Raw genomic sequence first — 24,192 nt, 5'->3', positions numbered from 1 at the left:
CTCAGGCGTCGGAGGGGCCGGTGTCGATCCGCGCCCGCATCCCCCCGCCGCCGTCCCCTGCCAGGCGCGCCGCCTCGGCGGCCTGGATGACCGAGACCGCCTCGGCGACGTCGTCGGTGACGGTGACCAGGTCCAGGTCACCGGGGCTGATCGTGCCCTCGGCGACCATCGTGTCGCGGATCCAGCCGAGCAGGCCGGACCAGTACTCGCTGCCCATGAGCACGACCGGGAAGCGCGTGACCTTGCGGGTCTGCACGAGGGTGAGCGCCTCGAACAGCTCGTCGAGGGTGCCGAAGCCGCCCGGCAGGATGACGAATGCCTGCGCGTACTTCACGAACATCGTCTTGCGGACGAAGAAGTAGCGGAACGAGATGCCGACGTCGACCCACTCGTTGAGCTCCTGCTCGAACGGCAGCTCGATGCCCAGGCCGACCGACAGGCCCCCGGCCTCGGAGGCGCCCCTGTTCGCCGCCTCCATGGCGCCGGGGCCGCCCCCGGTGATGACCGCGTACCCCGCCTCCGACAGCGCGGCGCCCAGCTCGACCCCCATCGCGTAGTGCGGGTGGTCGCGGGGGGTGCGGGCGCTGCCGAACACGCTGACCGCGCGCGGCAGCTCGGCCAGCAACCCGAAGCCCTCGACGAACTCGCTCTGGATCCTCAGCACCCGCCACGGATCGGTGTGCACCCAGTCGCTGGGGCCCCGCTTGTCGAGCAGTCGCTGGTCGGTGGTCGACCCCTGCCGCTGCGGGTCGGGCTCCCCGCCGCGCAGCACGATCGGGCCGCGGTGCCGCGTGGGGCGCGGCCGGCGGCCGTCCGGCGGTGGGGTCACGGTCATGCCTGGCTCCTCGGGACGGGGTGTGCGGACAGGTAGGCGGTCAGGGCGTCCACGGCCGGCTGCAGCCGTTCGACGAGGACGTGCTCCTCGCGGGTGTGCGCCAGCTGCGGGTCGCCGGGGCCGTAGTTGATCGCCGGGATGCCGAAGGCGGCGAACCGGGCGACGTCGGTCCAGCCGAGCTTGGCCCGCGCCGGACGGCCGACGGCGGCGACGAACGCCGCGGCGGCCGGCTCCGCGAGGCCGGGCAGCGCTCCCCCCGCGTTGTCGACGACGGTCAGCGTGGCCCCCGCCGCGATCGCGTCGGCGAACACCTCGCGCACGTGCGCCTCGGCGGCGTCCTCGTCCCGGTCGGGGGCGTACCGGAAGTTGACCGTCAGGGCCGACGCGTCGGGGATCACGTTGCCGGCGACCCCGCCGGCGATGCCCACCGCGTTGAGCCCCTCCCGGTAGGTGCACCCGTCGATCTCCACCTCGCGGGGCCGGTAGTCGGCGAGCGCGGCCAGCGCGCCGGCCAGCCCGTGGATGGCGTTCTCCCCGAGCCAGCTGCGGGCGCTGTGCGCGCGCCGGCCCGTCGTCGCGAGCACCGCGCGCAGCGTGCCCTGGCAGCCGGCCTCGATCTCGCCGTCGGTCGGCTCGAGCAGGATCGCCAGGTCGCCGTACAGCCAGCCGCGCCGTTCGCGGGCCACCCGGCCGAGGCCGTTCTTCACCGCCTCGACCTCCTCGTTGTCGTAGAAGACGAACGTGAGGTCGTGCGCGGGCTCCGCACCCGGGACGCCGAAGGTGGCGGCCAGCCGCAGCATCACCGCGTCGCCGGCCTTCATGTCCGAGGTGCCGCAGCCGTAGAGCCGGCCGGTGGCCTCGTCCACGCGGCTGGGCACGTTGTCGGCGATCGGCACGGTGTCCAGGTGGCCGGCGAGCACCACGCGGGTGGGCCGGCCGAGGTTGGTGCGGGCGAGCACGGCGTCGCCGACCCGCTCCACCTCCAGCCCGCCGAGCGCCCGCAGGCCGGCCTCCACGGCGTCGGCCAGAGGTCCCTCGCCGCCCGACACCGAGGGTGCGTCGACCAGGGCGCGGGTCAGCGCGAGGACGTCGGCGGAGAGATCGAGCTGCGGCAGGGCACTCACGCCTGCCGAGCCTAGGGGGCGCCGTCCCCACCGGCCGCCCCGGCGCTGGGAGCGGCTCGGTAGCGTCGTGGCCGTGACCGACGCCGCCCCCGCCGTGCCCGTCTCCGCCTCCGCCGCCGGTCTGGCGACCGTCACCCGCTCCGGGACGGTGCTCGACACCTGGTACCCCGAGCCCCGGCTCGGCGCGCGCGCCGGTGCCGTCACGGGGACGACGCGGCTCGGTGCGCTGGAGCTGTCGGGCGAGCTGGGCCCCGACTACGGCGGCCTGGTGCGCAGCGACGAGTCGCGCGGCGTCGAGGTCGTCCCCGTGCACACGGTGATCGCCGACCTGAGCGCGCCGCCGGTGGACACCCACGACGTCTGGCTGCGTCTGCACCTGCTCTCGTCCCGGCTGATCCGGCCGCACCAGGCGAACATGACGGGCGTCTTCGGCCTGCTCACCAACGTCGCGTGGACCAGCGCCGGCCCGGTGGAGGCGGCGACCTTCAACGCGCACCGCCTGCGTGCGGCCGTCGGGCACGTGACCGTGTTCAGCGTCGACAAGTTCCCGCGGATGGTCGACTACGTCATCCCCTCGGGCGTCCGGATCGCCGACGCCGACCGGGTGCGGCTCGGAGCGCACCTGGCCGAGGGCACGACCGTCATGCACGAGGGCTTCGTCAACTTCAACGCCGGCACCCTCGGCCCCTCGATGGTCGAGGGGAGGATCAGCGCCGGCGTGATCGTGGGCGCCGACAGCGACGTGGGCGGCGGCGCCTCGATCATGGGCACGCTCTCCGGTGGCGGCACCCAGGTGATCTCCATCGGCAGCGGGTGCCTGCTGGGCGCCAACGCGGGCATCGGCATCTCGCTGGGTGACGGCTGCGTCGTCGAGGCCGGCTGCTACGTGACCGCCGGCTCGCGGGTGACGCTGCCCGACGGCTCGGTGACGAAGGCCAAGGAGCTGTCCGGCCGCAACGGCCTGCTGTTCCGGCGCAACAGCGTCACCGGCGCGCTCGAGGCGCTGCCGCGGAACGGCGACTGGGGTGCGCTGAACGCCGAGCTCCACGCCAACTAGGGGCAGGGCCCGCGGGTCCTGCCCTGGTCAGGCCGGGCTCTCCGCGGGGACGTCGAGGTGCTCCAGCAGGGCCACCACGAACTCCTGCGGCCGCTCCACGTGCGGGGAGTGCCCGACCCCCGGCAGGACGACCTCCCGGTAGGTGCCCCCGGCCGCGGCGTACCGCTCCAGCACGGCCCGGGTCTGGGTCACCATCGGCTGCGGCGGGCAGACCGCTTCTCCCGGCCAGCCCGGCACCGCACCCAGCTGCCCGAGGTAGGCGAGGTCGAACACCGAGGTGTCCGAGACGATCGCGTCGGCGTCCCCGCGGATCCACAGCACCGGCGGCTTGTCGGCGAGCTCCGCGATCCCCGACACGTCCATGACCGTCGGCGCCATCGTGTTCAGCACGCCACGCTCCCCCGGCGCCAGTCCCGGCCACGTCGGGCTGGGCGCCGAGTCGCCCGGGTAGTGGTCGTCGCCGGTGCGGGTGGACAGCATCGAGGCGACGAAGACGTCCTCCATCGAGGGATCCAGCGGCAGCGACCCCGGCGCCACGTAGAACGCCCGCAGGATCGACCGCGGGCTGGTCGGGCTGCCGGCGCCCGTGTCGCCGGCGGCGAGCGCGGCGACGAACTCGGGGTTGGCCGCTCCGCCACCGGAGCCCGCGCCGTCCTCGGCGAGGCGTCGTCCCTCCGGCCCGGCCGTGCCGCCGAAGCCGTACGGCGAGACCGGGGCCACCAACGCCACCGAAGCGACCCGCGCGGGCGCGTCGAGCAGGTACTGCAGCACGACGCCCGCGCCCATGCTCCAGCCGACCAGGTGCACCCGGTCGACGCCGAGGGTCTCCACCAGCGCCGCGACGTCGTCGGCCCAGTCGCGCACGCCCCGGCGCGCGTCCACGGGCAGCGGGTCGGTGTCGCCGTAGCCGCGCAGGTCGACCGCGACCGGCCGCACACGCGTCTCCTGGGCCAGGGCCAGCAGCGGTTCCTGCCAGAAGAGCGCGGAGCTGACGTTGCCGTGCACGAAGAGCACGACCTCGCCGTCCGCATCGCCGAGCCGCGCCGGCTCGAGAGCGGCCGGGTGCACGACGTTCTGGGTCAGTCGCGGGGTGGTCACCCGCGTGGCGGTGATCCCGGGCAGCAGGACGTCGACCATGGCTCCTCCTCGACGGCGGGCACACGCTATCGGCGCGAGCCGGGCGGGAACAGCCCCGCGCGCGGGCTCGCCCCGAGGTCCGGCGAACTGTCAGGAACGGCACCTACAGTCGGTGACGATGGCCAGCCCCCGCACCGCGACGCGCGCCGCCGCAGCCCGGGCGCGCAGCACCACCCGCGCACGGCCGGCCGGCGCCCGCCGCACCACGGGGAGCGGCGCCGCGCGCCGGAGCGCCGGGCGTCAACCCCACCGTCGCCGCCCGGCCCGCCGCCTGGCGGCCACGCGGTCCCGCGGCGCCGGTGGCGCCACCGGGTTGCTGCGGTGGTGGCCGGCGCTGCTGGTGACCGCGGCCCTCTTCGCCGGTGCAGGCTGGGGCGCCGAGCGCCACTGGGAACCCCCCGCGACCGGGACCTGCACCGTGCCCGACGGGTCGGTCACGGTGACCGCCGAGCAGGCGGCGAACGCGGCCACGATCGCCCGGGTCGGCCGTGAGCGCGGGCTCCCCGAGCGCGCCGTCGTCATCGCACTGGCCACGGCGCAGCAGGAATCCCGGCTGCGCAACCTCGACTACGGCGACCGCGACTCCCTCGGCCTGTTCCAGCAGCGCCCCTCGCAGGGGTGGGGAACGCCGGAGCAGGTGCGGGATCCGGTCTACGCCGCCGGCAAGTTCTACGACGGCCTGGTGACCGTCCCCGGCTGGGAGGCCGGCCGGCTCACCGAGATGGCCCAGGCCGTGCAGCGCTCGGCCTATCCGGAGCTGTACCAGCAGTGGGAGGGCATGGCCCAGCAGCTGACGACGGCGTTGGCGGGCGACGGCCTCACCTGCTCCTGAGTTCGGCAGCGAGCGCGCGGCCAGCTGCTCGGTCGGCTCGAACGACGTCGGCTGCGTCCCTCCGGCGAGCTGGACGAGGACGGCACCCCCGAGATCCGGAACCCCGCCAGGGCGCCAGGGTGCCCGCATGGCGGGATGCCGACGGGACCTGCGAACCGGGCCGGCCGGTGCCGCGTGGCGTTCCGTCGCGGGCTCGACCAAGATCAGTCAACCGGGAGCGGAGGTGAGGCATGGCAAGCGATCCGACATGGCGTCGCCGCTACGAGCGTGCTGCTGAACAGCAGAGGGAAGCGGCATGCCCGCGATGCGGGCGAAGTACGCCGGCCCGTTCCTGCCGTACCTGCTCAAGCAACTACTGATCGGCCTCGGCCTCGGTCCCCTCGGTTGGCTCGCGGTGAACTGGATCTGGGGCCTCGTCTCCTTCGTGGCTGTCACGGGCGTAGGACTCCTCGTTCGCGTGCACTTCATCTGCCGCTACGGCAGCACCGAACGGGGCCCCGGGATGGGCTCGCCAGACGAATCGACGAGCTCCTAGCGGGAGCAAGGCTCCACGGCCTCCGAGGCGCTCGGTCATCAGCGCGCGCCCGGGCTCGGCGCCAGGGACCGCACCCAGGCCAGCCTGGACCCCTGGATCGCCCGCGTCTGCAGCACCGGACGACCCCAGCCTTCCTGGCAGCCCGGCCGGGGCGCCCCCACTCCCGCTGCGCCGGGCCACCGTTCCGGACGGTCCCGTTCCCTCTGCCGGGGGACCTGCCCACCGCGGGGCTCAACGAAGGCAGCTCCGGCACCGACATCTTCGCCATGACGATCGCGTCCCAGAACCCCCCACTCCCGGCCCCCGCCGCGGCCGCCGGTCCCGCGGTCGCCGACGTGACGGCGCTGCTGCCGTCCCGCGAGGCCCTGCTCGGCCAGCTCGCCGCCCAGCTGCCTGAAGCGGCCGAGCGTCCCGCCAGCCTGATCGCGCTCGGGCTGCTGCGCCGCGACGACGGCTGGCCCGCCCCGCAGAGCACGCTCGCCCAGGTGACGACGCTGCTGGCCCGGTCGGTGCGCGGCGACGACTGGCTGGCGTTCTCGGGCCCGGCCGAGTTCGGCATCGTGCTCGCCGGTCCGCCGTCGGCCGCCCACGCCGCGGCCTCCCGCCTCGTCGTCGCGGTGGCGGACCAGGGCATCCCGGGGCTGTGGGCCGCGGCCGGCATCGCCCCGGTCGACCCCGCGCTGTCCGCCGGCGAGGTCTTCCGCCGCGCCACGCTCAGCCTCACCGCCGCCCGCCGCGTCGGCGCGGGGACCGTCATCCGGTACCGCGAGCCCGCCTGACACCCGTCGGCGCTCAGCCGTACGGCTGCGCGGTGAGCAGCGCGGCGGCGACCGCCCCGGACGGCGCGCGGACGATGTTCCAGCCGGTCCACCGGCGCACCCAGCCGGGCCAGCGGTCCGCCGCCTCCGGGGACCCGGCCGCAACCGGGCCAGCCCGTCCTGAGCGGCACGTTGGCGGCCACGGTCACGCCGCAGACGCCCACGAGGTAGACCGGCGCCGCGGACAGCACCGCCGGCCGCCGCTCACCGGTCAGCTCCCCCACCCCGGCCGCCACGCACACCCGGCCGCACACCGCTCGCGGCCGGCCGGCACCGGCTGACCGGATGGTCGGCCACGCCGTTGGCGGTTGCCGGGGCCGCTGTCCACCGTTCCCGTCGACCCCCGGCTCCCCCCGTCGGGGCAACAACGCCCGGATTCGTCGCATCATGCGCTGCACTCGATACGCTGCGGACGTGACGACCACGGTGGGTCGGGCAGGGCCGCGTGGTTCCGCCGTCCTGGCCGGCGGGACCGCCCTCCTGGGCGGCGTGCTCACCATCGCGGTGGTCAGCGTCTCATCCCTGCAGTTCGCCTACCGTGCGCCGACGCTGCAGATCATGCTCGAGACGGTCAACGCCATCGTGGCGCTGATCGTCGGCTTCCTCCTGTACGGCCGCTTCCGCCGGAGCCGCCAGGTGCGGGAACTCCTCCTCGTGCTGGCGCTCTGCGCCCTGGCCGTCGCCAACCTGGTGCTGACCGCGCTGCCCGCGGCCGTCTCCGGCGACGGGCACGACCCCAGCCAGTGGGCCGCTCTGGGCACCCGCCTGCTGGGCACCGGGCTGCTCGCACTCGCCGTCCTCGTTCCCCGCAGACTGCGGCTCGGCCGCGGGGGCGCGGGCTGGATGACGCTGTCGTTCGTCGCCGTGCTCGTGGTGGTGGCGAGCGTCGGGGCGGTCTGGGCGGCAGACCTGCCTCCGACGATCGACCCCTCCGGCTCGCCTGCGGATCCGTCACTTCCCCGGTTGATCCCGCACCCGGCGGTCCTCGCCGTCCAGGCGGTGGGCGCGTTGGCGTACGGCTGGGCCGCGATCAGGTTGGTACGGCAGTCGCGGTCCGGCGCCGACGAGCTGATCAGCTGGCTCGCGGCCGGTTTCGTGCTGGGCGCCTTCGCCCGCCTGCACTACTTCCTCTTCCCTTCGCTGTACACCGAGTACGTCTACAGCGGCGACCTGCTCCGGCTCGGCGCCTACCTCCTGATGCTGACCGGCGCGGTCCGCGAGATCCAGTCCTTCTGGCAGGTCCAGGCCGAGGCTGCGGTGGCCGAGGATCGCCGGCGCCTGGCGCGTGACCTGCACGACGGGTTGACGCAGGAGCTCACCTACATCCGCGGCCAGGCTCGGCAGCTGGCCCGTCGGCCCAGCGAGACGGTGACCGTCGAGCGAATCGGAGGAGCCGCCGACCGCGCCATCGACGAGGCGCGCCGGGCGATCGCGGCCCTCGCCCAGCCTCTCGACGAGCCCTTCCCCCAGGTACTGCGACAGGTCGTGGAGGAGACGGCGGAGCGGTACGAGGTTGCCGCCGCCACCGACGTCTCCCCCGCCGCGGAGACCTCCCCGGCCCGCGGGGAGGCGCTGTTGCGCATCGCCGCCGAAGCCGTGCGCAACGCCGCACGACACGGGGACGCCGGCACGGTGCGGGTGGTGCTGACTGCCGAGCCGCTACGCCTCACCGTGGTCGACGACGGACGCGGCTTCGATCCGGCGACCACCCGCCCGGGCGGCTTCGGGTTGACCAGCATGCGAGAGCGCGCCGCGGCGGCCGGCGCCCGGTTCTCGATCGAGTCGGCCCTCGGGAAGGGGACGACGGTGGAGGTGGTGTGGCCGTGACGGACACGCTCCGGGTCGTGATCGCCGACGACCACGCGCCGGTGCGCAGCATGGTCCGTGAGGCGCTGGAGGCCGACAGCTGTGAGGTGGTGGGCGAGGCCCCCGACGCGTGGGCGGCGGTGGCGGCCGCCCGGGCCTCACGCCCGCAGGTGTGCCTGCTCGACGTCCACATGCCCGGTGGTGGGGTGGCGGCGGCGGGCGAGATCACCCGTGCGCTGCCGGACACCGCGGTCGTCATGCTCACCGCCTCCCGGGACGACGAGGACCTGTTCGCCGCGCTGCGGGCCGGCGCCTCTGGCTACCTGCTCAAGGGCATGGACCCCGACCGGCTGGGCCCCACCCTGCGTGGCGTGCTCGCCGGCGAGGCGGCGCTGCCCCGCTGGCTGGCCGCGAAGGTGATCGCCGAGTTCCGCGAGCCCACCTTGCCCCGGCTGAGGCGCCGGTCAGCGGCCACGGACAAGCTCAGCCCCCGCGAGCGCGAGGTGATGGAGGCGCTCAGCCGGGGCGGGACCACCGAGGACGTGGCGCGGGAGCTGTTCCTGTCCCCCACCACCGTGCGGGTGCACGTCTCGGCGGTGCTGCGCAAGCTGCGGGTGAAGGACCGGGAGAGCGCTTTCGCGCTGCTCAGGGACGACGAGCGCGACGCGCCATCGCGATGAGCGCCGCCCCCAGCGCCTCCGCCTGCTCCGGGGTGTACTGGTCCCAACCGATGACGACGTAGGGCCCGTCGACCGCACCCGTGCCCGGGTTGACCGACAGGCAGGGCAGCGCCTGCACGCCGTCGGCGAGCGGCAGCGGCTCACCCGAGTGCACCCAGTCCTCCTCCCCGGTCAGGAGGCCGTGCGAGGCCACGCACCATGCGGGGCAGGAAGCCCGAGGAACTTGGGGCGCCGCCTCGTGCACCGCGTTCACCTCCTCCGGTCGATCGACGGCGGAGGGGCCCCGGCTCGTCGAGCCGGGGCCCCTCCTGTGCACGTCGGGCTGCGCCGCCCGGTCAGGCGGCGCAGCCTCCGAGGGCGATGGTGTCGTCGATCGCCTTGATCTGGTTCTGCACGGCGCCCAACTGGTCCTGCAGGGCGTTCACCGTCGTGCGCTGCGCGGCGATGGCCTCCTTTGTCTGCTTCTTCTGCGCCTCCAGCTCGCGCAGCTTCTTCGTCGCCGCGGTGACCTGACCGTCGAGCGTCGTCAGCTGCCCCTGGAGGGTCCTCAGCTGGGCCTCGGCGGCGGTGACGGCCTCGTCGACCTTGTTGAGCTCGGCCAGCAACGGGGCGACCCGCCCCTGCAGGGACAGGATCTCGGCCTCCTTCGCGGCGATCTGGGTGTTCAGGCCGGTCAGCGTGGCGACCAGCCCGTCCATCTCCGTGCCCAACCGGGTGACCTCGGCCTGCGCACCAACTGCAGCAGCGGTGGCGTCGTCGAGCGCCTTCTGCAGCCCGAGCAGTTTCGTCCGCTCCGACGAGAGGGCGGACGTCGCCGCGTCGACCGCGGCGGTGGCGGCAGTGAGCGCGATCTCGGCCCTCCCCAGCTCGTACAGCCGGTCCGTCAGCACGATGCGCTGGTCGGCGATCGCCTTGTTCGCGGCTGTCAGGTCATCGGTGAGGCCGGGCAGCGCGGCTTCGAGGTCGGCGACGACCTGCTCCTGCTCCAGGACGGCGGCCTGCGCGGCGGCCTCCGCCTGCTGGGCGCCGGGAGCCTTCGCCTGCAGTTCGTCGAGCGTGGCCTGCTTCTCAGCGACCGCCTGGTCGGCCGCCTCGATGGCGCTCTCCAGCGCGGGGAGCTGGCCCCGCAGGGCGGTGAGCTGCGTCTGCTTGGTGGCCACCGCGTCGTTGGCGGCGGTCAGCGCCGCCTGGAGGGGCGCGGCCTGCTGCTGCAGCCGGCTGCTCTCCAGTTTCGCCGCCGTCAACTGGACGTTCAGCGCGTCGACCTGGGTCCTGAGCGCGGCGAGGTCGCCCTGCAGCCCGGAGATCAGGGTGTTCTTGTCGGCGATCTGGGTGTTCACCGTGGCCAGCTCGGCTTCCTTGGCGGCCCTCTGGTCCTGGAGCGCCTTCTTCTCCTTGCCGTCGCCCTTGATGGCGTTGATCCGCAGGGTGAGGTCGGCGATCTCGGTCTCGAGCGTCGTCTTCCTTGCCTGGAGGACGGCCAGTTCGTCCTGGGCCTTCTTCAGCTCCGCCTGCTTGGCCGTGATCGCCGTGCTCTTGTCGGCGACCTGCTTCTCCAGCGAGGTCACCAGCGTGGCTGCTTCGGCGGTCGCGGCGGTGTTGGCGGCGACCGCGTCGGCGGCCTTCTTCGCATCCGCCTGGAGAAGCGGCAGCTCGCCCTGGGCCTTCGTGATCTCGGCCTCCTTGGCGGCGAAGGCGGCGGCGGCCGTGGATGCGGCCGTCTTCGCCTCGTCCAGCGCACTCTGCGCGTCCGCGATCTCCGCCTGCAGCGCGGCGAGCGCCGCGACAGCCTTCTTCTCGTCCTCGACCAGGCCGGCGAGCGTGGTCTTGGCGGCCGCGATCTCGGCGTTCTGCGCGTCCAGGTCGGCCTGCGCGGCGTTGCCGCTGTCGACGAGCCGCTGCAGCTCTTCCTCCGCGTCGGTGACCGCCTGCGTTGCCGCAGTGACCGCAGCCGCCGCGTTCGTCCGGTCCGTCGTGGCCTGCGCCAGCCGGCCCTCGGCGCCGGCGATCAGCTGGTCCTGCGCGGTGACAGCGGCGGCCGCCTGCTCGGCGGCCAGCCGCAGGGCGGCCAGCTGCTTGGTGGCCTCGTCGATCTCGGCCTGCTTGGCGGCTCGGTCGCTCTCCGTCGCCCCGGCCAGAGTCTCCAGGTCGGCGACAGCGTCCTGAGCGGCGGCGAGCTGCTGCTGCAGCGGGGTCAGCTCGTCCTGCAGCGCGCTCGCCTCGGAGGTCAGCCGAGCGATCTCGCTCTCGGCGCCGGTGACCGCGGCCGCGGCGGCGGCCTGCTGCCGGGTGAGCTCCGCCAGCTCGGTGGCGGTGCTGGTGAGGTCGGCGTCGAGCTCCTGCTCCTGAGCGAGCAGGTCGGCCAGCGCCTTGTCCGCGGCGGCGAGCTCGGCGGTCAGGGTGGTCGCCCGCGCCTGCAGCGCGGTGCGCTCGGCCTGCAGCTTGGCGATCTGGTCGGCGTTCTTCTTCGCCGCCGCCCGCAGCAGATTTTCCTGCACGGCGCCGCGGTGGGCGAGCTGGTTGACGACACCGTTGCAGATCCCGCCGGTGCCGGCCGGAGCCGCGGACGCGGTGCCGGTGAAGCCGAGACCACCGATGACGGCCGACGCGGCCAGCACCGCGGCCATCCGGCGAGGCGTCCGGCGGAACGCGGCGAAAGAGGCGTCGGACGAAGGACGTGCAGCAGGCATGGCGGGGTGATCCTCGGGTGTGGAGGGGGTGGACCCGAACGGGTCGCTCACCACGAGATTCACCTACGCACACGCCTCTGACCAGGGGGTAGCCGTTCAAATGCCTAAACGCCGGCCCGAGCACCGGCGCCGGCCCGCGCCGGTCGGGCCACCGGACGGGACACCGACGTCAGGCGGTGAGGCGCTCCACCGCCGCGTCGATCCGCTCGTCGGTGGCGGTCAGCGCCAGCCGGACGTGGCGGGCCCCCGCCGGGCCGTAGAAGCTGCCGGGCGCGGCGACGACGCCCCGCTCGGCCAGCCGGTCGATGGTGAGCCAGCAGTCCTCGTCGCGGGTCGCCCACAGGTAGAGCCCGGCCTCGGAGTGGTCGATCCGCAGCCCGGCCCCGCGGACGGCGGCGGCCAGGCGCTCCCGGCGCGCCCGGTACCGCTCGCGCTGGGCGTCGACGTGCGCGTCGTCGTCCAGCGCGGCGGCCATCGCGGCCTGGACGGGGCCGGGCACGAGCAGGCCCAGGTGCCGGCGGACCTCCCAGACCCGGCGGACCAGCGCCGGGTCACCGGAGAGCAACCCGCCCCGGTAGCCGGCCGCGGTCGACTGCTTGGACAGCGAGTGCACGGCGAGCAGCCCGGTGTGGTCGTCCCCCGCCACAGCGGGATGCAGGATCGACCGGGGCGCCACGTCCCAGCCCAGGGTGATGTAGCACTCGTCGGCCACGACCGGGACCCCGTGGGCGCGGCCCCACGCGACCCAGGCGCGCAGCTGGTCGTCGGAGAGCACCCGGCCGTGCGGGTTCCCCGGGGAGTTGAGCCAGACCAGCGATATCCCGGCCGCGTCGGCCGGCGGCTCGTCCGACCGGCGCACCGCCAGGCCGGCCAGCACGGCGCCGACCTCGTAGGTCGGGTAGGCGATCTCCGGCACCAGCACGGTGCTCGCGCTGCCCTGCAGACCGAGCAGCGTCGGCAGCAGGGCGACGAGCTCCTTGGAGCCGACCGTCGGGACGACCGACGGCTCGGGACCCGCCGGGTCCGCGACGTGGACGCCCAGCCGACGGGCCAGCCAGCCCGCGGCCGCCGTGCGCAGCGCGGCCGTGCCCAGCGCCGTCGGGTACCCCGGCGCGTCCGCTGCCTCGGCGAGCGCGTCGCGCAGCACGGCCGGGGTGCCGTCGACCGGGGTGCCGATCGACAGGTCGACCACCCCGCCGGGGTGCTGGGCGGCGCGCGCCCGCGCCCCGGCGAGGGAGTCCCACGGAAAGTCCGGCAGGGCCCGGGAGGACCCTGCGGGCACAGCCGTCAGGAGTCTTCGCCCTGCGGCGGCAGCGCGGCCACCAGCGGGTGGTCCTTGCCGATCTTGCCGGTCTTCGCGGCGCCACCGGGGCTGCCCAGGTCGGAGAAGAACTCCACGTTGGCGTTGTAGAAGTCCTTCCACTTGTCGGGGACGTCGTCCTCGTAGTAGATGGCCTCCACCGGGCAGACCGGCTCGCAGGCGCCGCAGTCCACGCACTCGTCGGGGTGGATGTAGAGCATCCGGTCGCCCTCGTAGATGCAGTCCACCGGACACTCGTCGATGCACGCCTTGTCGAGAACGTCGACGCAGGCCTGGGTGATGACGTAGGTCACGGGGTTCCCTCCCGGGGACGTTCGGGCAGCACCTCGGCCGGGGCCGAGTGCCAGATGCGTACCTAGTATCACCTCCGAGGCGCTGCGCCGTTCGACGGGCCACCCGGTGGATCCCCCTGACGGGAGGGGTGGGCGCGCCGGTGTGACGGTCCTCTCCCTCCATCGGGGTGAGCCGGCATGCCACGCTCAAGCCGGTGGTGGGGACGCCGATCTTGACGACGTGTCCCAGACGTCGCACCACGAGGCCACGCCGCGGCGTCCGTCGCCGGCGTCGCCCTACGACGCCCAGGCCGCGCTCGTCCACCTCCTCGACCGGCTGCGGGCGTCGTCCGGGGCCACCCGCGTCGCGGTCTGGGTGCACGAGGCGACGACCGAGCTCGTGGTGCCCTTCCGGCAGGCCTCCTGCGCCACCGGTGAGCCGCTCCCCCGCCATCCCGCGCTGCGCACGCCGGCGCTCCTCGCCGACTCACCGTTCCTCTCCGCGGTCGTCACCGGCCGCACGCCGGTCGTCGCCCGCGCCGACGGGCGGCGCGCCGCCGACCGCCGGTTGGCCGAGGTCGGCATCCGGTCCGCGCACGGCGAGCCGCTGATCCTCGGCGACGAGGTCGTCGGCGTGCTGACCGTCGAGCCCGCGGCAGCCGCCGCTCCGCACCTGTTGCGCCAGGTGACCCCCAAGCTGGCCGCGGCCCTGGCCGAGGCCTGGACCCGCCGGTCGCAGCAGCGCCGTCTCGACCAGGCGGCCGTCCTGCTGGGCCTGATCGAGTCCGCCGGGCAGTCGCAGTCGATGGACCACCTGCTCGGCTCGGCCTGCCGCCAGCTCGCCGAGCTCGGCGAGGTGGAGCGCGCCTGCATCTTCCTGGTCGAGGACGGCCGGCTCGTCCCCCGGATGGCCGCCTACGCCGACGGTCGTCGCGACATGGCCACCTGGGAGCAGTTCCGCACCGCGCCGGTCGGCCTCCCGCTGGCCGAGACCGTCCTGCGCACCGGCCGGCCGACGACCGCCGACCGCGACTCCGAACTGGTGTCGGGCTGGTGGGTGGATTCCTTCCGGATCGCCTCGGCGCTCGCCGTCCCACTGGGGCGCAGCCCCGAGCTGGCCGGTGTCCTCACCCTCGACAGCACCGAGGTGCGCCCGTTCTCCGAGGACGTCCGCCGGCTGGCCGCCGCCGCCGGCGCGCACCTGGGCGGGGTGATCGAGCAGGCCCGCACCAGCCAGGCCCGCGCCGCGTCGCTGGCCACCGCACGGGTCGTCCGGCAGCTGCTGGTCGACGGCTCCGGCGTGACCGGGGCCGCCGAGGCCGCGGAGGTGGTGGCCCGCGCGGTGCAGCGCCTCGCGGGCACCGACCGCAGCGCCGCCTACCTGGTCGACGGCGCGGGCAGGATCGGGGAGGTCAGGCACGTCGACTGGCCGGACTCGCACAAGAGGGTGGTGCAGACGCAGCTGATCGGCCGTCCCGCCTCCGACGTCCCGCTCTGGCGGGTGACCGCCGAGCAGAAGACGGCGGTCTTCGTCGAGGACGCCGCCGCAGGAGACCTGATCGACCCTCGTCTGGTCCAGGCGCTCGAGGTCAGCTCGTACATCAGCGTCCCGCTCATGTCGGGCGACCGTCTGCTCGGCCTCGTCGTCACCGGATCGGTCGGCGCGCGCCGGACGTGGACGGCGGCGGTCCGCGACGCCGTCCGCCAGGTGACCCTGGAGGGCGCGCTGGTCGTGGAGAACGCGGAGCTGCGCGCGGCCGAGCAGCGGCGGCTGGCCCAGCTGGCCACCGAGGCCCACCACGACCCGCTGACCGGGCTGGCCAACCGCCGCCGGTTCATCGAGCAGGTGGAGGCGACCGTGTACGGCGACGCGCACGGGCGCAGCGCCCTGCTGATGATCGACCTCGACCGGTTCAAGGAGATCAACGACAGCTTCGGCCACAGCGTCGGCGACGACCTGCTGTGCCTGGTGGGCCCACGGCTGCAGCGCGCCCTGGGACCCGGTGACCTGCTCGCCCGCATGGGCGGTGACGAGTTCGCCGTCCTCCTGCCCGACGCCGACGCCGACCGCGCCCGCGAGGTCGCCGACGGCCTCGGCGCCGCGCTCCGTGACGCGTTCGTCCTCGACGGGATGCCGCTGCACGTCGACGCCAGCGTCGGCATCGCGCTGTGCCCCGACCACGGCCGCGACCGCTCCCTGCTGCTCGCCCGCGCCGACACCGCCATGTACGCGGCCAAGCGCGGCCGGCACGGCTACGAGGTGTGGGCGCCCGACGGCACCCCGGCGACGCGGGACCGGCTGGAGACCCTCGAGCAGCTGCGGTCGGCCCTGGACGGCGAGCAGCTGGACAACCACTACCAGCCCAAGGTGGACCTGCGGACGGGCGCCGTCGTGGGCCTCGAGGCGCTGGTGCGCTGGAACCATCCCGACCGAGGGCTGCTCTACCCCAACGTCTTCCTGCCGCTCGCCGAGCAGGCCGGGCTCATGCGCCGGCTGGCCCTGCGGGTGCTCGAGCGCTCGTTGCGCGACCTGCGGTCGTGGCGCGCGCACGGGCACGACCTGTCGGTCGCGGTGAACCTGTCGGTGTCGAACCTGCAGGACGTGGCCCTGCCCGAGCAGGTGGCCATGCTGCTGGACTCGTTCTCCGTGCCGGCCGAGGCGCTGATCCTCGAGATCACCGAGGACGTCCTCATGGCCGACGCCGCCCGCAGCCAGCAGGTGATGAGCGGGCTGCGCCGGCTGGGCGTGCGCCTGTCGGTCGACGACTACGGGACCGGCTACTCCTCGCTGTCCTACCTGCGCGCGCTGCCGGTCGACGAGCTGAAACTCGACCGCAGCTTCGTCACGAACCTCACCACCGATGCCCGCGCGGCCGCGATCGTGCGCAGCACCCTGCAGCTGAGCCGGGACCTGGGCATGAGCATGGTCGTCGAGGGCGTGGAGGACGCCGCGTCACTCGCGGCGCTGCGCGAGTGGGGCTGCGACATCGCGCAGGGGTACCACATCTCCCGCCCCATGCCGGCCGGCCGCGTGCTCGACTGGCTGGAGACCCGCCCGCTGCCCGCGGCCGTGCGCCCCACCCACTGACCGCCCCGCCACCGGCTGCCGCCGCGCCGGGCGGCAGGATCGGCGACGTGCCCGCACGCTCCACCACCCCGCCCGTCGCCGTCGACGAACTCGAGCGGCTCGCCGCCCGGACCTGGCGCGGGCTCGAGGAGGAGCCGTACGGCGACTGGCTGCTGCGCGCGGGTAGCGGGTTCACCGGCCGGGCCAACTCGGCGCTGGTCGTCGGGAACGCACCCGGCGATCCGGCGGAGGCCATCACCGCGGTGGCCGGCTGGTACCGCGACCGCGGGCTGCGGCCGTGCGCGGCCGTGCCTGAGCCCGGGCACGCCGCCGTCGACGACGCCTTCGCCGCAGCGGGCTGGAGCCGGGACGAGGACGTCCTCGTGCTGACCGGCCCGGCCGGCCCGTGGCCCGCCCCCGCTGTCGACGTCGCCATCTCCAGCTCACCCGACGCCGCCTGGCTGGCCGGCTACCGCCACCGCGGCGCGCCGCTACCGGCAGCTGCCGCAGCGGTCCTGTGCAACGCCGAGGATCTGCTCTTCGCCTCCGTACGGCTCGACGCGCCGCCCGCGCCCCTGGCCGCGGTCGCCCGTGGCGCGCTGGCCGACGACTGGCTGGTGATCAGCGCGGTCACCGTGGACGACCGCTACCGACGGCGCGGCGTGGCCCGCGCCGTGATGGCGGCACTGGCCGCCGAGGGACGGAGCCGGGGCGGGCAGTCCTGCATGCTGCAGGTCACCGCGTCGAACCACCCCGCACTGGCCCTCTACGGCTCGCTGGGGTTCACCGAGCACCACCGGTACCACTACCGGTGGGCGCCGGGCGTCTGACCTCCCGGCGCGGGGTGCCCAGCACCTGACCCACGGCGAGCGCGGCGGCCAGGACGCCGAGCATCACGAACACGAGCCCTACGGTGCCGAGGCTCCCTCCGGAGACGATCAGCACGTCCCCTTCCGGGCGGCGCATCATGGCGGCGACGACGACGACCAGCCACGTGACCGCCGGGAGCGCGGCGACCACCCGGGAACCCGACACCCGCAGCGCGGCGAACACCAGCAGCGGGTTGCCGATCACCGCTGCGGCGACCGACACCGGCACGAGCACCCCGCCGACGCGCAGCGGCAGCCAGAACACCTCCACCAGCGCCAGCCAGGCCGCGACCACGACGGCGAGGACCCCCCAGGCGACCGCGGGCGGGCGACGGCGGCTCATCCGGGCAGCCCGGCGAACAGGTCGTCCTCCCTGTCGTGGGCGTCCGCCCCGGCACCTCGCCCGCCTCGGACCAGCCGGAAGTGCTCGGTGCCCAGGATCTGCTGGCCGAGGTCGTTCGACAGCGCGAAGAACGGACCGTCGACCGTGATCTGGGTGGCGTGCGCCCGCATGGCCGCCGACTTGTGACCGGTGAAGGCCGAGGCGTCGACCGCCGTCGTCACCTGGTCGTCGGGCACCGCGAACGGGGCGTCCTCCAGCCCCTCGGGCTGCTCGAAGGGCACCCGGTCCCCCGCGGCGGCCAGCGCCTCGGCGCCCTCCCGGAGCACCGACCGCGGCACGCAGGGCCAGTAGACCTTCGCCACCTCCCACGCCGGGCCCAGGTCGGGCCGGTACCCGCCGTCGGCCGCGGCCGTCACCGCCCGCATCGCGACGCGGTGCGCCTGGATGTGGTCGGGGTGGCCGTAGCCGCCGTCGGGGTCGTAGGTGACGACCACCTGGGGCCGGACCTCCCGGACGACGGCGACCGCGTGTGCCACCGCCTCGTCCAGGTCGGCGTTCCAGAAGGCGCGCGGGTGCTCGTTGGCGGCCGTGCCGATCATGCCGGAGTCGCGGTAGCAGCCCGCGCCGCCGAGGAAGCGGACGTCACCGACGCCGAGCGCCGCCATGGCGCTGCGCAGCTCGGCGATCCGGTAACCGCCCAGCTGGTCGGCCTGGTCGGCGGCCAGCTGAGCGAGCTCGGGCACCAGGATCTCGCCCTCCTCGCCCAGCGTGCAGGTGAGCAGGGTGACGCCGACGCCCTCGGCTGCGTAGCGCGCCATCGTGGCCCCGGTGGTGATCGTCTCGTCGTCCGGATGCGCGTGGACGAGGAGCAGACGGCGGGAGGGAGTCACGGGGCGGCATTCTCCCCGTCGCGTCCGTCGCGGGCCCCGGAGGGCTCCCGACGGACGCGACGCGGCGGCTCAGCGGCGGCCGGGGCGGCACCTGGCCGCGGTGCCGCCCGGAGGGCGACGGATCACTCCGTGGGCATGACCTGGCGGGCCTCGGCGAAGTGGCAGGCGGACGGGTGCCCCTGCCCCCGGTCGACCAGCGCCGGCGGCTCGGTGGCGCAGATGTCCTGGGCCTTCCAGCAGCGGGTGCGGAAGCGGCAGCCCGACGGCGGATCGGCCGGGCTCGGGACGTCGCCCTCGAGCATGATCCGGTCCTTCTGCCCCCGCAGGTGCGGCTGGTGCACCGGCACCGACGAGAGCAGCGCCTGCGTGTAGGGGTGCGCCGCCGACCCGTAGACCTCGTCGTCGGTCCCCTCCTCCACGATGCTGCCCAGGTACATGACGGCGACCCGGTCGGAGATGTGGCGGACGACCGACAGGTCGTGGGCGATGAACAGGTACGAGAGCCCGAAGTCGTCCTGCAGGTCCTCGAGCAGGTTGACGACCTGGGCCTGCACCGAGACGTCGAGGGCGCTGACCGGCTCGTCGCAGACGATGACCTCCGGCTGGAGCGCCAGGGCCCGCGCGATGCCGATGCGCTGCCGCTGCCCACCGGAGAACTGGTGCGGGTACCGGTTGACGAAGTCGGGGTTCAGGCCGACCCGCTCCATGAGCTCCTGCGTGCGCTGCAGCCGGCCCTTGCGTGGCGCGATGTCGGCGTGCACCGACCAGCCCTCGGCGACGATGTCGCCGACGGTCATCCGCGGGTTCAGCGAGGCGTACGGGTCCTGGAAGATGATCTGGACCTCCCGGCGGTACTGCTTGAGCGCACGCCGGTTCATCGTCGTGATGTCGTCGCCCTTGTAGAGGATCTGCCCGCTGGTGGGCTTCTCCAGGGCGACGATCAGCTTGCTGACCGTCGACTTCCCGCAGCCGGACTCCCCGACCAGGCCGACGGTCTCACCGCGGCCCAGCGTCAGGTTGACGCCGTCGACCGCGCGGACGTGGCCGACGGTGCGTTTGAGGACGATCCCCTGGGTGAGCGGGAAGTGCTTCTTGAGGTCCTTCACCTCGAGCAGCGGCTCGCTGGCGCTCGCTGCGATGCTCCTGGAGCCGTCGTCAGACATCGAGCACCTCCTCGCTGTAGTGGCAGGCCGCCTCGCGCCCCGGGACGACCAGCCGCAGCGGCGGGACGTCGGCGGCGCAGTCACGGCCGGGCAGTGCGTCGGCACCCAGCCGGCGCTTCGGGCACCGTGGGTGGAACGGGCATCCCGTGGGGATGGACGCCAGGTTCGGCGGCTGGCCACCGATCGGCTGCAGCCGGCCGCCCTTGGCCTCCAGCTGCGGGATCGAGCTCATCAGCCCGTCGGTGTAGGGGTGCGCCGGGTTGCCGAACACGTCGTCGACCGTGCCCCGCTCCACGATGCGCCCGGCGTACATGACCGCCACGTTGTCGGCGACCTCGTTGACCACCCCGAGGTCGTGGGTGATCAGGATCAGGCCCATGCCGGTGTCGCGCTGCAGCTCCTTGAGCAGGTCCATGACCTGCGCCTGGACCGTCACGTCGAGCGCCGTCGTCGGCTCGTCGGCGATCAGGATCCGCGGGTCGAGCGCGATCGCCATGGCGATCATGACGCGCTGCCGCATGCCGCCGGAGAACTGGTGCGGGTAGTCGTTCACCCGCTGGGCCGCGGCCGGGATGCGCACCCGGTCCATCAGCTCGGCGGCGCGCTTTTTCGCGTCCTTGCGCGACAGCCCCCGGTGGACGCGGAACATCTCGCCGATCTGGAACCCGACGCTGTACACGGGGTTCAGCGCCGAGAGCGCGTCCTGGAAGATCATCGAGATCCCCGGGCCCCGGACCTTGCGCTGCTCCTCCGGCGGCTGCGTCAGCAGGTCCCGGCCCTCGAAGAGGATCTGCCCGCCGGTGATCTCGGCCGGCGGAGTGTCCAGGATCCCCATGATCGCCTGGGCGGACACCGACTTGCCCGATCCCGACTCCCCGAGGATCGCGACCGTCTCCCCCTCGGAGACGGTGTAGCTGACCCCGTTGACGGCGTTGACGACGCCGGAGTCGGTCCGGAACTCGACGCGCAGGTCGTCGACCTCCAGCAGGGGGCCGGCCCCGGATCTGGCGGGACGGGACGGGAGGGACGTGGACGCGGTGCTCATGAACGCTGCTTCGGGTCGAGGGCGTCGCGCAGGGCGTCGCCCATGAGGATGAACGCCATCACGGTCATGGTGAGGACGGCGCTCGGGAACAGGACGATGTGCGGCGCGGTGCGCAGCAGGTTCTGCCCGTCGTTGATCTGCAGCCCCCAGGAGATCGCCGGCCGCTGGAGCCCGACGCCGAGGAAGGTCAGCGTCGCCTCGGCGGCGATGAGGATGCCGACGGTGATGGTGGCGTAGACCAGCACGGGGGCGACGGCGTTGGGCAGGATGTGCCGCAGGAGGATCCGGATGTCCGAGGCGCCCATGGCGCGGGCGGCCGCGACGTAGTCGGAGCTCCTCACCGCGATCACCTGCGAGCGCACCAGCCGCATGGCCGTCATCCAGCCGAACGCGGCCAGCGCGATGGCGACCGCCCCGGCACCGCGGTCGCTGATCACCGGGAGGTCGGTGGACGGCCCCACCCGGAGCAGCACCAGCGCGCCGAGGATCAGCGGCAACGCGTAGAAGATGTCGGCCACCCGCGACAGGATGCTGTCGGTCAATCCACCGTAGAAGCCGGCGATCGCGCCCACGACCACGCCCAGCACCAGGATGAACAGCACGGCCAGCACGCCGATGATCAGCGAGTTGCGGGCACCGTGGACGACGTTGGACAGGTAGTCGCAGCCCTGCTGGTCGAAGCCGAACCAGTGCTCCGCCGACGGGGCCGCACTGGAGTTGGCCAGGTTGCACGACCGCGGGTCGACGCCGCGGGCCAGGACCGACGGGAACAGCGCCATGGCGATGAACAGCAGGCCCAGCGCGGCGCCGATCCAGAAGAGGACGTTCCGCCTGAGCTGACGCCAGGCGTCGCTCCACAGGCTGTTCTGGGAGCCGGCGACGTCCTCCGGCTCGTCGGTCGCCCCGGTCACGCCGCCGGCGCCGACCTCGGCGTGGCCCAGGGTCGTCTGCTTCGGCTCACTCATAGCGGATCCTCGGGTCGAGGACGGCGTAGAGCACGTCGACGACCAGGTTGAAGAAGATGAAGAAGAAGACCAGGAGGGTCACGATGCCGACGACCACCGCGCCCTCCTGGGCCTGGATGGAGTCGAAGACGGTGCGACCGATACCCGGGATGTTGAACACGGTCTCGGTCACGATCGCGCCGCCCATCAGGGTGCCGATGTCGGCGCCGATGAACGTGACGACGGGGATCAGGCTGTTCCGCAGGGTGTGGCGGACGATGACGTCCCGTGTGGGGAGCCCCTTGGCCCGGGCGGTGCGCACGTAGTCGGCCCGCAGGTTCTCGGCCATGCTCGTCCGGGTCAGGCGGGCCACGTAGGCGACCGAGCCGGCGGCGAGCACGAGCCCGGGGAGCAGGTAGCTGTACCAGCCCTCCCGGATCCCCGCGATGGGGAAGAGGTTCAGCCTCAGGCCGAGCGTGTACTGGGCGACGAAGGCCAGGACCAGGATCGGCACCGACACGACGATCGTCGTGGACACCAGCACCACGTTGTCCAGGAAGCTGTTCCGGCGGATGCCGGCCAGGACGCCGGCCACGATGCCGATGACGATCTCGAAGAGCACCGCGACCAGCGCGAGCCTCGCGGTCACCGGCAGCCGCTGCGTGATCGTCTCGAGGACGTCCCGGCCGCGGAAGTCGGTGCCGAAGTCGCCCTGGACCAGGTCCCCGAGGTACTTGACGTACTGGACGAGGAACGGGTCGTTGAGGTTGAAGTCCTCACGCAGCTGCGCCACGACCGCGGGCGCGAGCGGCCGGTCCCCGCCCAGGGCGCGGATGGGGTCGCCGGGCAGGGCGTACACCATCGCGAAGATCAGGAAGGAGGCCCCCAGCATGACGGGGATGGTGAGCAAGAGGCGGCGCGCGATGTAGCGGCCCATGGTTCCCCTCGGAGTCGTGCGCGGGCTCTCGTCCGGCGACGCGGGTCATTGCTGTCGAAGGCCCCGCACGTGGGGCGCCGTCGGGGGGTGGCTGTCCCGAGGGACAGCACCCCCCGACGGCGACGGGTGGTGCGGGGAGGAGCCGTCAGCCGGTGACGGTGACCTCAGCGGTGCGGATGTGCCCGAAGACGTCGATCACCACGTTCGAGACGTCCTCCGAGTGCACGGCCTGCTCCACGTCGAAGAACATCGGGATGATCGGCATGTCCTCGAGGAGGATGTCCTCGGCCTGGTTGTAGAACTCGATGGCCTCCTCGTTGCTCGCCGCCTGGTTGCCCTGCGCGATGAGCTCGTCGAACTCCGGGTTCGTGTAGAAGGTGTAGTTCGATCCCGCCGGCGGCAGCGCCGCGCTCGAGTAGAGCGGCTCCAGGTAGTTCTGCGGGCTCGGGTAGTCCATCGCCCAGCCGAGGCGGAACGGTCCGGTGACCCCCTGCGAGTCCAGCAGCGGCAGGTACTGCGGGAAGTCGAGGTCGCCCCGGAGGACGTAGTCGATCCCCAGGTTCTCGCGGAGCTGGTTACCGGCGGCCTGGACCCAGGCGTCGTGACCGGCGCCCGAGTTGAACCACAGCTCGATCGGCTGGCTCCGGTCGAAACCGGCCTCGTCGAGCAGTTCGTTGGCGCGGTCCACGTCCAGCTCGCAGTACTCGCAGGCGCCCTCGCGGTACCCGTCGACCACCGGCGCGACGAACGCGTCCGCCGGCTCACGGGTGCCCTGGAAGATCGCCTCGGTGATGGGCCCGCGGTCGATGCCCATCGACAGCGCCTGCCGCACCCGGGGGTCGGAGAAGCGCTCGTCGTAGGTGGGGTAGCCCAGGTAGGTGAAGCCCGACGACGGCGCCTCCAGGTAGGCGTCACCGAACTCGTCCGGAGCCGTCCCGATGGCGTCCGGCGGCACGTCGGGGGAGATGTCCAGGTTCCCGCCCTGGACGTCGAGGTAGGCGGTGTCGATGTCGCCGTAGACGACGAACTCCACGGTGTCGACCTGCGCCTCGTTCTCGCCGGCGTAGTCCTCGTACTTGGAGACGGTGAAGCCCTGGCCGGGCACGAACTCGCCGTCGGCCTTGAACGGGCCGTTGCCGATCGGCAGCTTGCCGGCCGCCTCCGGGTCCTCGAAGAAGGACTCCGGCAGCGGGTGGAAGGCGTTGTAGCCGAGGGTCACCGGGTACTGCGCGAACGGGGCGTCGAGGGTCACCTCGAAGGTGAGGTCGTCGATGACCTCGAGACCGCTCAGCTCGTCGGCGACGGGCTCGGCCACGATGTTCCCGGCGTCGTCGGTCTCGGCCTGGAGGTCGGCGTAACCCTCGACGTGCGAGAAGAAGTACGAGCCGCCCTGGGCGTTGGGGCTGTAGGCGGTGTAGTTCCACGCGTCGACGAAGGACTGCGCGGTGACCGGCGTGCCGTCGTGGAAGGTCCAGCCCTCGTTGAGGGTGATCGTCCACGTCTGGTTGTCCTCGGACTCGATCGACTCCGCGACACCGGTGTACTCGACGGCACCGTCGGCGGCGTACTGGACCAGGCCGGTCCACAGCGCCTCGAGGACCTGAGCGCCCTCGGACTCGCTCGTGTTGCCCGGGACGAGCGGGTTCTCCGGGTCGCTGTAGAGGGCGAGCGTGTAGCTGCCGCCCTCGGCGGCGGTGCCGCCCTCGCCGCCACCGTTGTCGTCGCCGCCACAGGCGGTCAGGACCAGTGCGGCGGTGATGCCGGCCGAGACGATCGCGCCTCTGCGCTTGGTCAACTTCACGTGCAATGCCTCCCTCGACCCGCGCT

General features: G+C 73.7%; 22 protein-coding genes. 8 read left to right on the top strand and 14 right to left on the bottom strand.

Annotated features, from left to right (window positions below; genetic code table 11):
- Nucleotide 1 precedes the first annotated feature (1 nt).
- On the bottom strand, nucleotides 2-835 hold the full coding sequence (locus ABDB74_RS04210; protein ID WP_346621996.1) for a TIGR00730 family Rossman fold protein: 834 nt from the start codon (nucleotides 833-835) through the stop codon (nucleotides 2-4).
- Nucleotides 832-1,959 (bottom strand): succinyl-diaminopimelate desuccinylase, encoded by a 1,128-nt coding sequence (dapE, locus tag ABDB74_RS04205; protein ID WP_346621994.1) that lies wholly within the window; start codon nucleotides 1,957-1,959, stop codon nucleotides 832-834. The genes ABDB74_RS04210 and dapE overlap by 4 nt, the downstream gene beginning before the upstream one ends.
- Nucleotides 1,960-2,032: 73 nt before the next feature.
- Here dapE and dapD point away from each other — a divergent pair, with 73 nt between their 5' ends.
- Nucleotides 2,033-3,016, top strand: a complete 984-nt coding sequence (gene dapD / locus ABDB74_RS04200; protein WP_346621992.1) for a 2,3,4,5-tetrahydropyridine-2,6-dicarboxylate N-succinyltransferase — start codon at nucleotides 2,033-2,035, stop codon at nucleotides 3,014-3,016.
- Between the two features lie 27 nt (nucleotides 3,017-3,043).
- Here the strand turns inward: dapD and ABDB74_RS04195 are convergent, their stop codons facing one another.
- Nucleotides 3,044-4,153 (bottom strand): alpha/beta hydrolase, encoded by a 1,110-nt coding sequence (locus ABDB74_RS04195; RefSeq protein ID WP_346621991.1) that lies wholly within the window; start codon nucleotides 4,151-4,153, stop codon nucleotides 3,044-3,046.
- Nucleotides 4,154-4,271: 118 nt separating this feature from the next.
- On the opposite strand from ABDB74_RS04195, the gene ABDB74_RS04190 reads away from it, so the two are divergent.
- The 5 genes from ABDB74_RS04190 (at nucleotide 4,272) to ABDB74_RS04170 (ending at nucleotide 8,824) form a co-directional block, all read left to right on the top strand.
- The gene (locus ABDB74_RS04190) at nucleotides 4,272-4,985 is read left to right on the top strand and encodes a hypothetical protein (RefSeq protein WP_346621989.1); all 714 of its coding nucleotides are present in this window, start codon (nucleotides 4,272-4,274) and stop codon (nucleotides 4,983-4,985) included.
- A gap of 295 nt (nucleotides 4,986-5,280) precedes the next feature.
- Nucleotides 5,281-5,520: a hypothetical protein gene (locus ABDB74_RS04185; RefSeq protein WP_346621987.1), complete on the top strand. Its 240-nt coding sequence runs from the start codon at nucleotides 5,281-5,283 to the stop codon at nucleotides 5,518-5,520.
- 266 nt (nucleotides 5,521-5,786) lie between these two features.
- Nucleotides 5,787-6,299 carry a hypothetical protein gene (locus ABDB74_RS04180; RefSeq protein ID WP_346621986.1) on the top strand — a complete coding sequence of 171 codons (513 nt, stop codon included), beginning with the start codon at nucleotides 5,787-5,789 and terminating at the stop codon, nucleotides 6,297-6,299.
- 453 nt (nucleotides 6,300-6,752) lie between these two features.
- Entirely contained in the window at nucleotides 6,753-8,165 is a 1,413-nt protein-coding gene (locus ABDB74_RS04175) for an ATP-binding protein (RefSeq protein ID WP_346621985.1), read from the top strand.
- Entirely contained in the window at nucleotides 8,162-8,824 is a 663-nt protein-coding gene (locus tag ABDB74_RS04170; RefSeq protein WP_346621983.1) for a response regulator transcription factor, read from the top strand. The genes ABDB74_RS04175 and ABDB74_RS04170 overlap by 4 nt, the downstream gene beginning before the upstream one ends.
- Here ABDB74_RS04170 and ABDB74_RS04165 read toward each other — a convergent pair.
- The 4 genes from ABDB74_RS04165 to fdxA all read right to left on the bottom strand — a co-directional run bounded on the left by ABDB74_RS04165 (nucleotide 8,790) and on the right by fdxA (nucleotide 13,128).
- The gene (locus ABDB74_RS04165; RefSeq protein ID WP_346621981.1) at nucleotides 8,790-9,017 is read right to left on the bottom strand and encodes a hypothetical protein; all 228 of its coding nucleotides are present in this window, start codon (nucleotides 9,015-9,017) and stop codon (nucleotides 8,790-8,792) included. The two genes, ABDB74_RS04170 and ABDB74_RS04165, sit on opposite strands and share 35 nt — an antisense overlap.
- Before the next feature lie 142 nt (nucleotides 9,018-9,159).
- A complete protein-coding gene (locus ABDB74_RS04160) occupies nucleotides 9,160-11,514 on the bottom strand; it encodes a hypothetical protein (protein WP_346621979.1) in 2,355 nt (784 codons plus the stop codon).
- A 169-nt stretch (nucleotides 11,515-11,683) separates the two neighbouring features.
- Entirely contained in the window at nucleotides 11,684-12,796 is a 1,113-nt protein-coding gene (gene dapC, locus ABDB74_RS04155) for a succinyldiaminopimelate transaminase (protein WP_346621978.1), read from the bottom strand.
- 5 nt (nucleotides 12,797-12,801) lie between these two features.
- Nucleotides 12,802-13,128 carry a ferredoxin gene (fdxA, locus tag ABDB74_RS04150; protein ID WP_346621977.1) on the bottom strand — a complete coding sequence of 109 codons (327 nt, stop codon included), beginning with the start codon at nucleotides 13,126-13,128 and terminating at the stop codon, nucleotides 12,802-12,804.
- Nucleotides 13,129-13,348: 220 nt separating this feature from the next.
- Between fdxA and ABDB74_RS04145 the strand changes: the two genes are divergently transcribed.
- On the top strand, nucleotides 13,349-16,195 hold the full coding sequence (locus ABDB74_RS04145; protein ID WP_346621975.1) for an EAL domain-containing protein: 2,847 nt from the start codon (nucleotides 13,349-13,351) through the stop codon (nucleotides 16,193-16,195).
- A 47-nt stretch (nucleotides 16,196-16,242) separates the two neighbouring features.
- Nucleotides 16,243-17,004, top strand: a complete 762-nt coding sequence (locus ABDB74_RS04140; protein WP_346621974.1) for a GNAT family N-acetyltransferase — start codon at nucleotides 16,243-16,245, stop codon at nucleotides 17,002-17,004.
- Here the strand turns inward: ABDB74_RS04140 and ABDB74_RS04135 are convergent.
- From ABDB74_RS04135 to ABDB74_RS04105, 7 genes are all read right to left on the bottom strand, one after another.
- The gene (locus ABDB74_RS04135) at nucleotides 16,958-17,386 is read right to left on the bottom strand and encodes a DUF6113 family protein (protein WP_346621972.1); all 429 of its coding nucleotides are present in this window, start codon (nucleotides 17,384-17,386) and stop codon (nucleotides 16,958-16,960) included. The two genes, ABDB74_RS04140 and ABDB74_RS04135, sit on opposite strands and share 47 nt — an antisense overlap.
- Nucleotides 17,383-18,276, bottom strand: a complete 894-nt coding sequence (mshB, locus tag ABDB74_RS04130; RefSeq protein ID WP_346621970.1) for an N-acetyl-1-D-myo-inositol-2-amino-2-deoxy-alpha-D-glucopyranoside deacetylase — start codon at nucleotides 18,274-18,276, stop codon at nucleotides 17,383-17,385. The genes ABDB74_RS04135 and mshB overlap by 4 nt, the downstream gene beginning before the upstream one ends.
- Before the next feature lie 122 nt (nucleotides 18,277-18,398).
- Nucleotides 18,399-19,439, bottom strand: coding sequence for a dipeptide ABC transporter ATP-binding protein (locus ABDB74_RS04125; protein ID WP_346621968.1), 1,041 nt, complete (start codon nucleotides 19,437-19,439; stop codon nucleotides 18,399-18,401).
- Nucleotides 19,432-20,484 (bottom strand): ABC transporter ATP-binding protein, encoded by a 1,053-nt coding sequence (locus ABDB74_RS04120; RefSeq protein WP_346621966.1) that lies wholly within the window; start codon nucleotides 20,482-20,484, stop codon nucleotides 19,432-19,434. Before ABDB74_RS04120 ends, ABDB74_RS04125 begins: the two co-directional genes overlap by 8 nt.
- The gene (locus tag ABDB74_RS04115; protein WP_346621965.1) at nucleotides 20,481-21,449 is read right to left on the bottom strand and encodes an ABC transporter permease; all 969 of its coding nucleotides are present in this window, start codon (nucleotides 21,447-21,449) and stop codon (nucleotides 20,481-20,483) included. The genes ABDB74_RS04120 and ABDB74_RS04115 overlap by 4 nt, the downstream gene beginning before the upstream one ends.
- The gene (locus ABDB74_RS04110; protein ID WP_346621964.1) at nucleotides 21,442-22,365 is read right to left on the bottom strand and encodes an ABC transporter permease; all 924 of its coding nucleotides are present in this window, start codon (nucleotides 22,363-22,365) and stop codon (nucleotides 21,442-21,444) included. Before ABDB74_RS04110 ends, ABDB74_RS04115 begins: the two co-directional genes overlap by 8 nt.
- Before the next feature lie 145 nt (nucleotides 22,366-22,510).
- Nucleotides 22,511-24,166 carry an ABC transporter substrate-binding protein gene (locus ABDB74_RS04105; protein ID WP_346621963.1) on the bottom strand — a complete coding sequence of 552 codons (1,656 nt, stop codon included), beginning with the start codon at nucleotides 24,164-24,166 and terminating at the stop codon, nucleotides 22,511-22,513.
- Between the last annotated feature and the right edge of the window lie 26 nt (nucleotides 24,167-24,192).

It is taken from the genome of Blastococcus sp. HT6-4 (assembly GCF_039679125.1).
GTDB lineage: Bacteria > Actinomycetota > Actinomycetes > Mycobacteriales > Geodermatophilaceae > Blastococcus > Blastococcus montanus.
Note: the sequence above shows the minus strand (reverse complement) of the source record. Positions and strands in the feature narration are given on the sequence as shown.

Bases quoted from the DNA above. Each gene is read 5' to 3' on its own strand.
- ABDB74_RS04180 (WP_346621986.1), top strand. From the start codon at position 5,787: ATGACGATCGCGTCCCAGAACCCCCCACTCCCGGCCCCCGCCGCGGCC.
- ABDB74_RS04210 (WP_346621996.1), bottom strand. From the start codon at position 835: ATGACCGTGACCCCACCGCCGGACGGCCGCCGGCCGCGCCCCACGCGG.
- ABDB74_RS04160 (WP_346621979.1), bottom strand. From the start codon at position 11,514: ATGCCTGCTGCACGTCCTTCGTCCGACGCCTCTTTCGCCGCGTTCCGC.
- ABDB74_RS04120 (WP_346621966.1), bottom strand. From the start codon at position 20,484: ATGAGCACCGCGTCCACGTCCCTCCCGTCCCGTCCCGCCAGATCCGGG.
- ABDB74_RS04135 (WP_346621972.1), bottom strand. From the start codon at position 17,386: ATGAGCCGCCGTCGCCCGCCCGCGGTCGCCTGGGGGGTCCTCGCCGTC.
- ABDB74_RS04195 (WP_346621991.1), bottom strand. From the start codon at position 4,153: ATGGTCGACGTCCTGCTGCCCGGGATCACCGCCACGCGGGTGACCACC.
- ABDB74_RS04190 (WP_346621989.1), top strand. From the start codon at position 4,272: ATGGCCAGCCCCCGCACCGCGACGCGCGCCGCCGCAGCCCGGGCGCGC.
- ABDB74_RS04115 (WP_346621965.1), bottom strand. From the start codon at position 21,449: ATGAGTGAGCCGAAGCAGACGACCCTGGGCCACGCCGAGGTCGGCGCC.
- ABDB74_RS04110 (WP_346621964.1), bottom strand. From the start codon at position 22,365: ATGGGCCGCTACATCGCGCGCCGCCTCTTGCTCACCATCCCCGTCATG.
- ABDB74_RS04125 (WP_346621968.1), bottom strand. From the start codon at position 19,439: ATGTCTGACGACGGCTCCAGGAGCATCGCAGCGAGCGCCAGCGAGCCG.
- ABDB74_RS04185 (WP_346621987.1), top strand. From the start codon at position 5,281: ATGCCCGCGATGCGGGCGAAGTACGCCGGCCCGTTCCTGCCGTACCTG.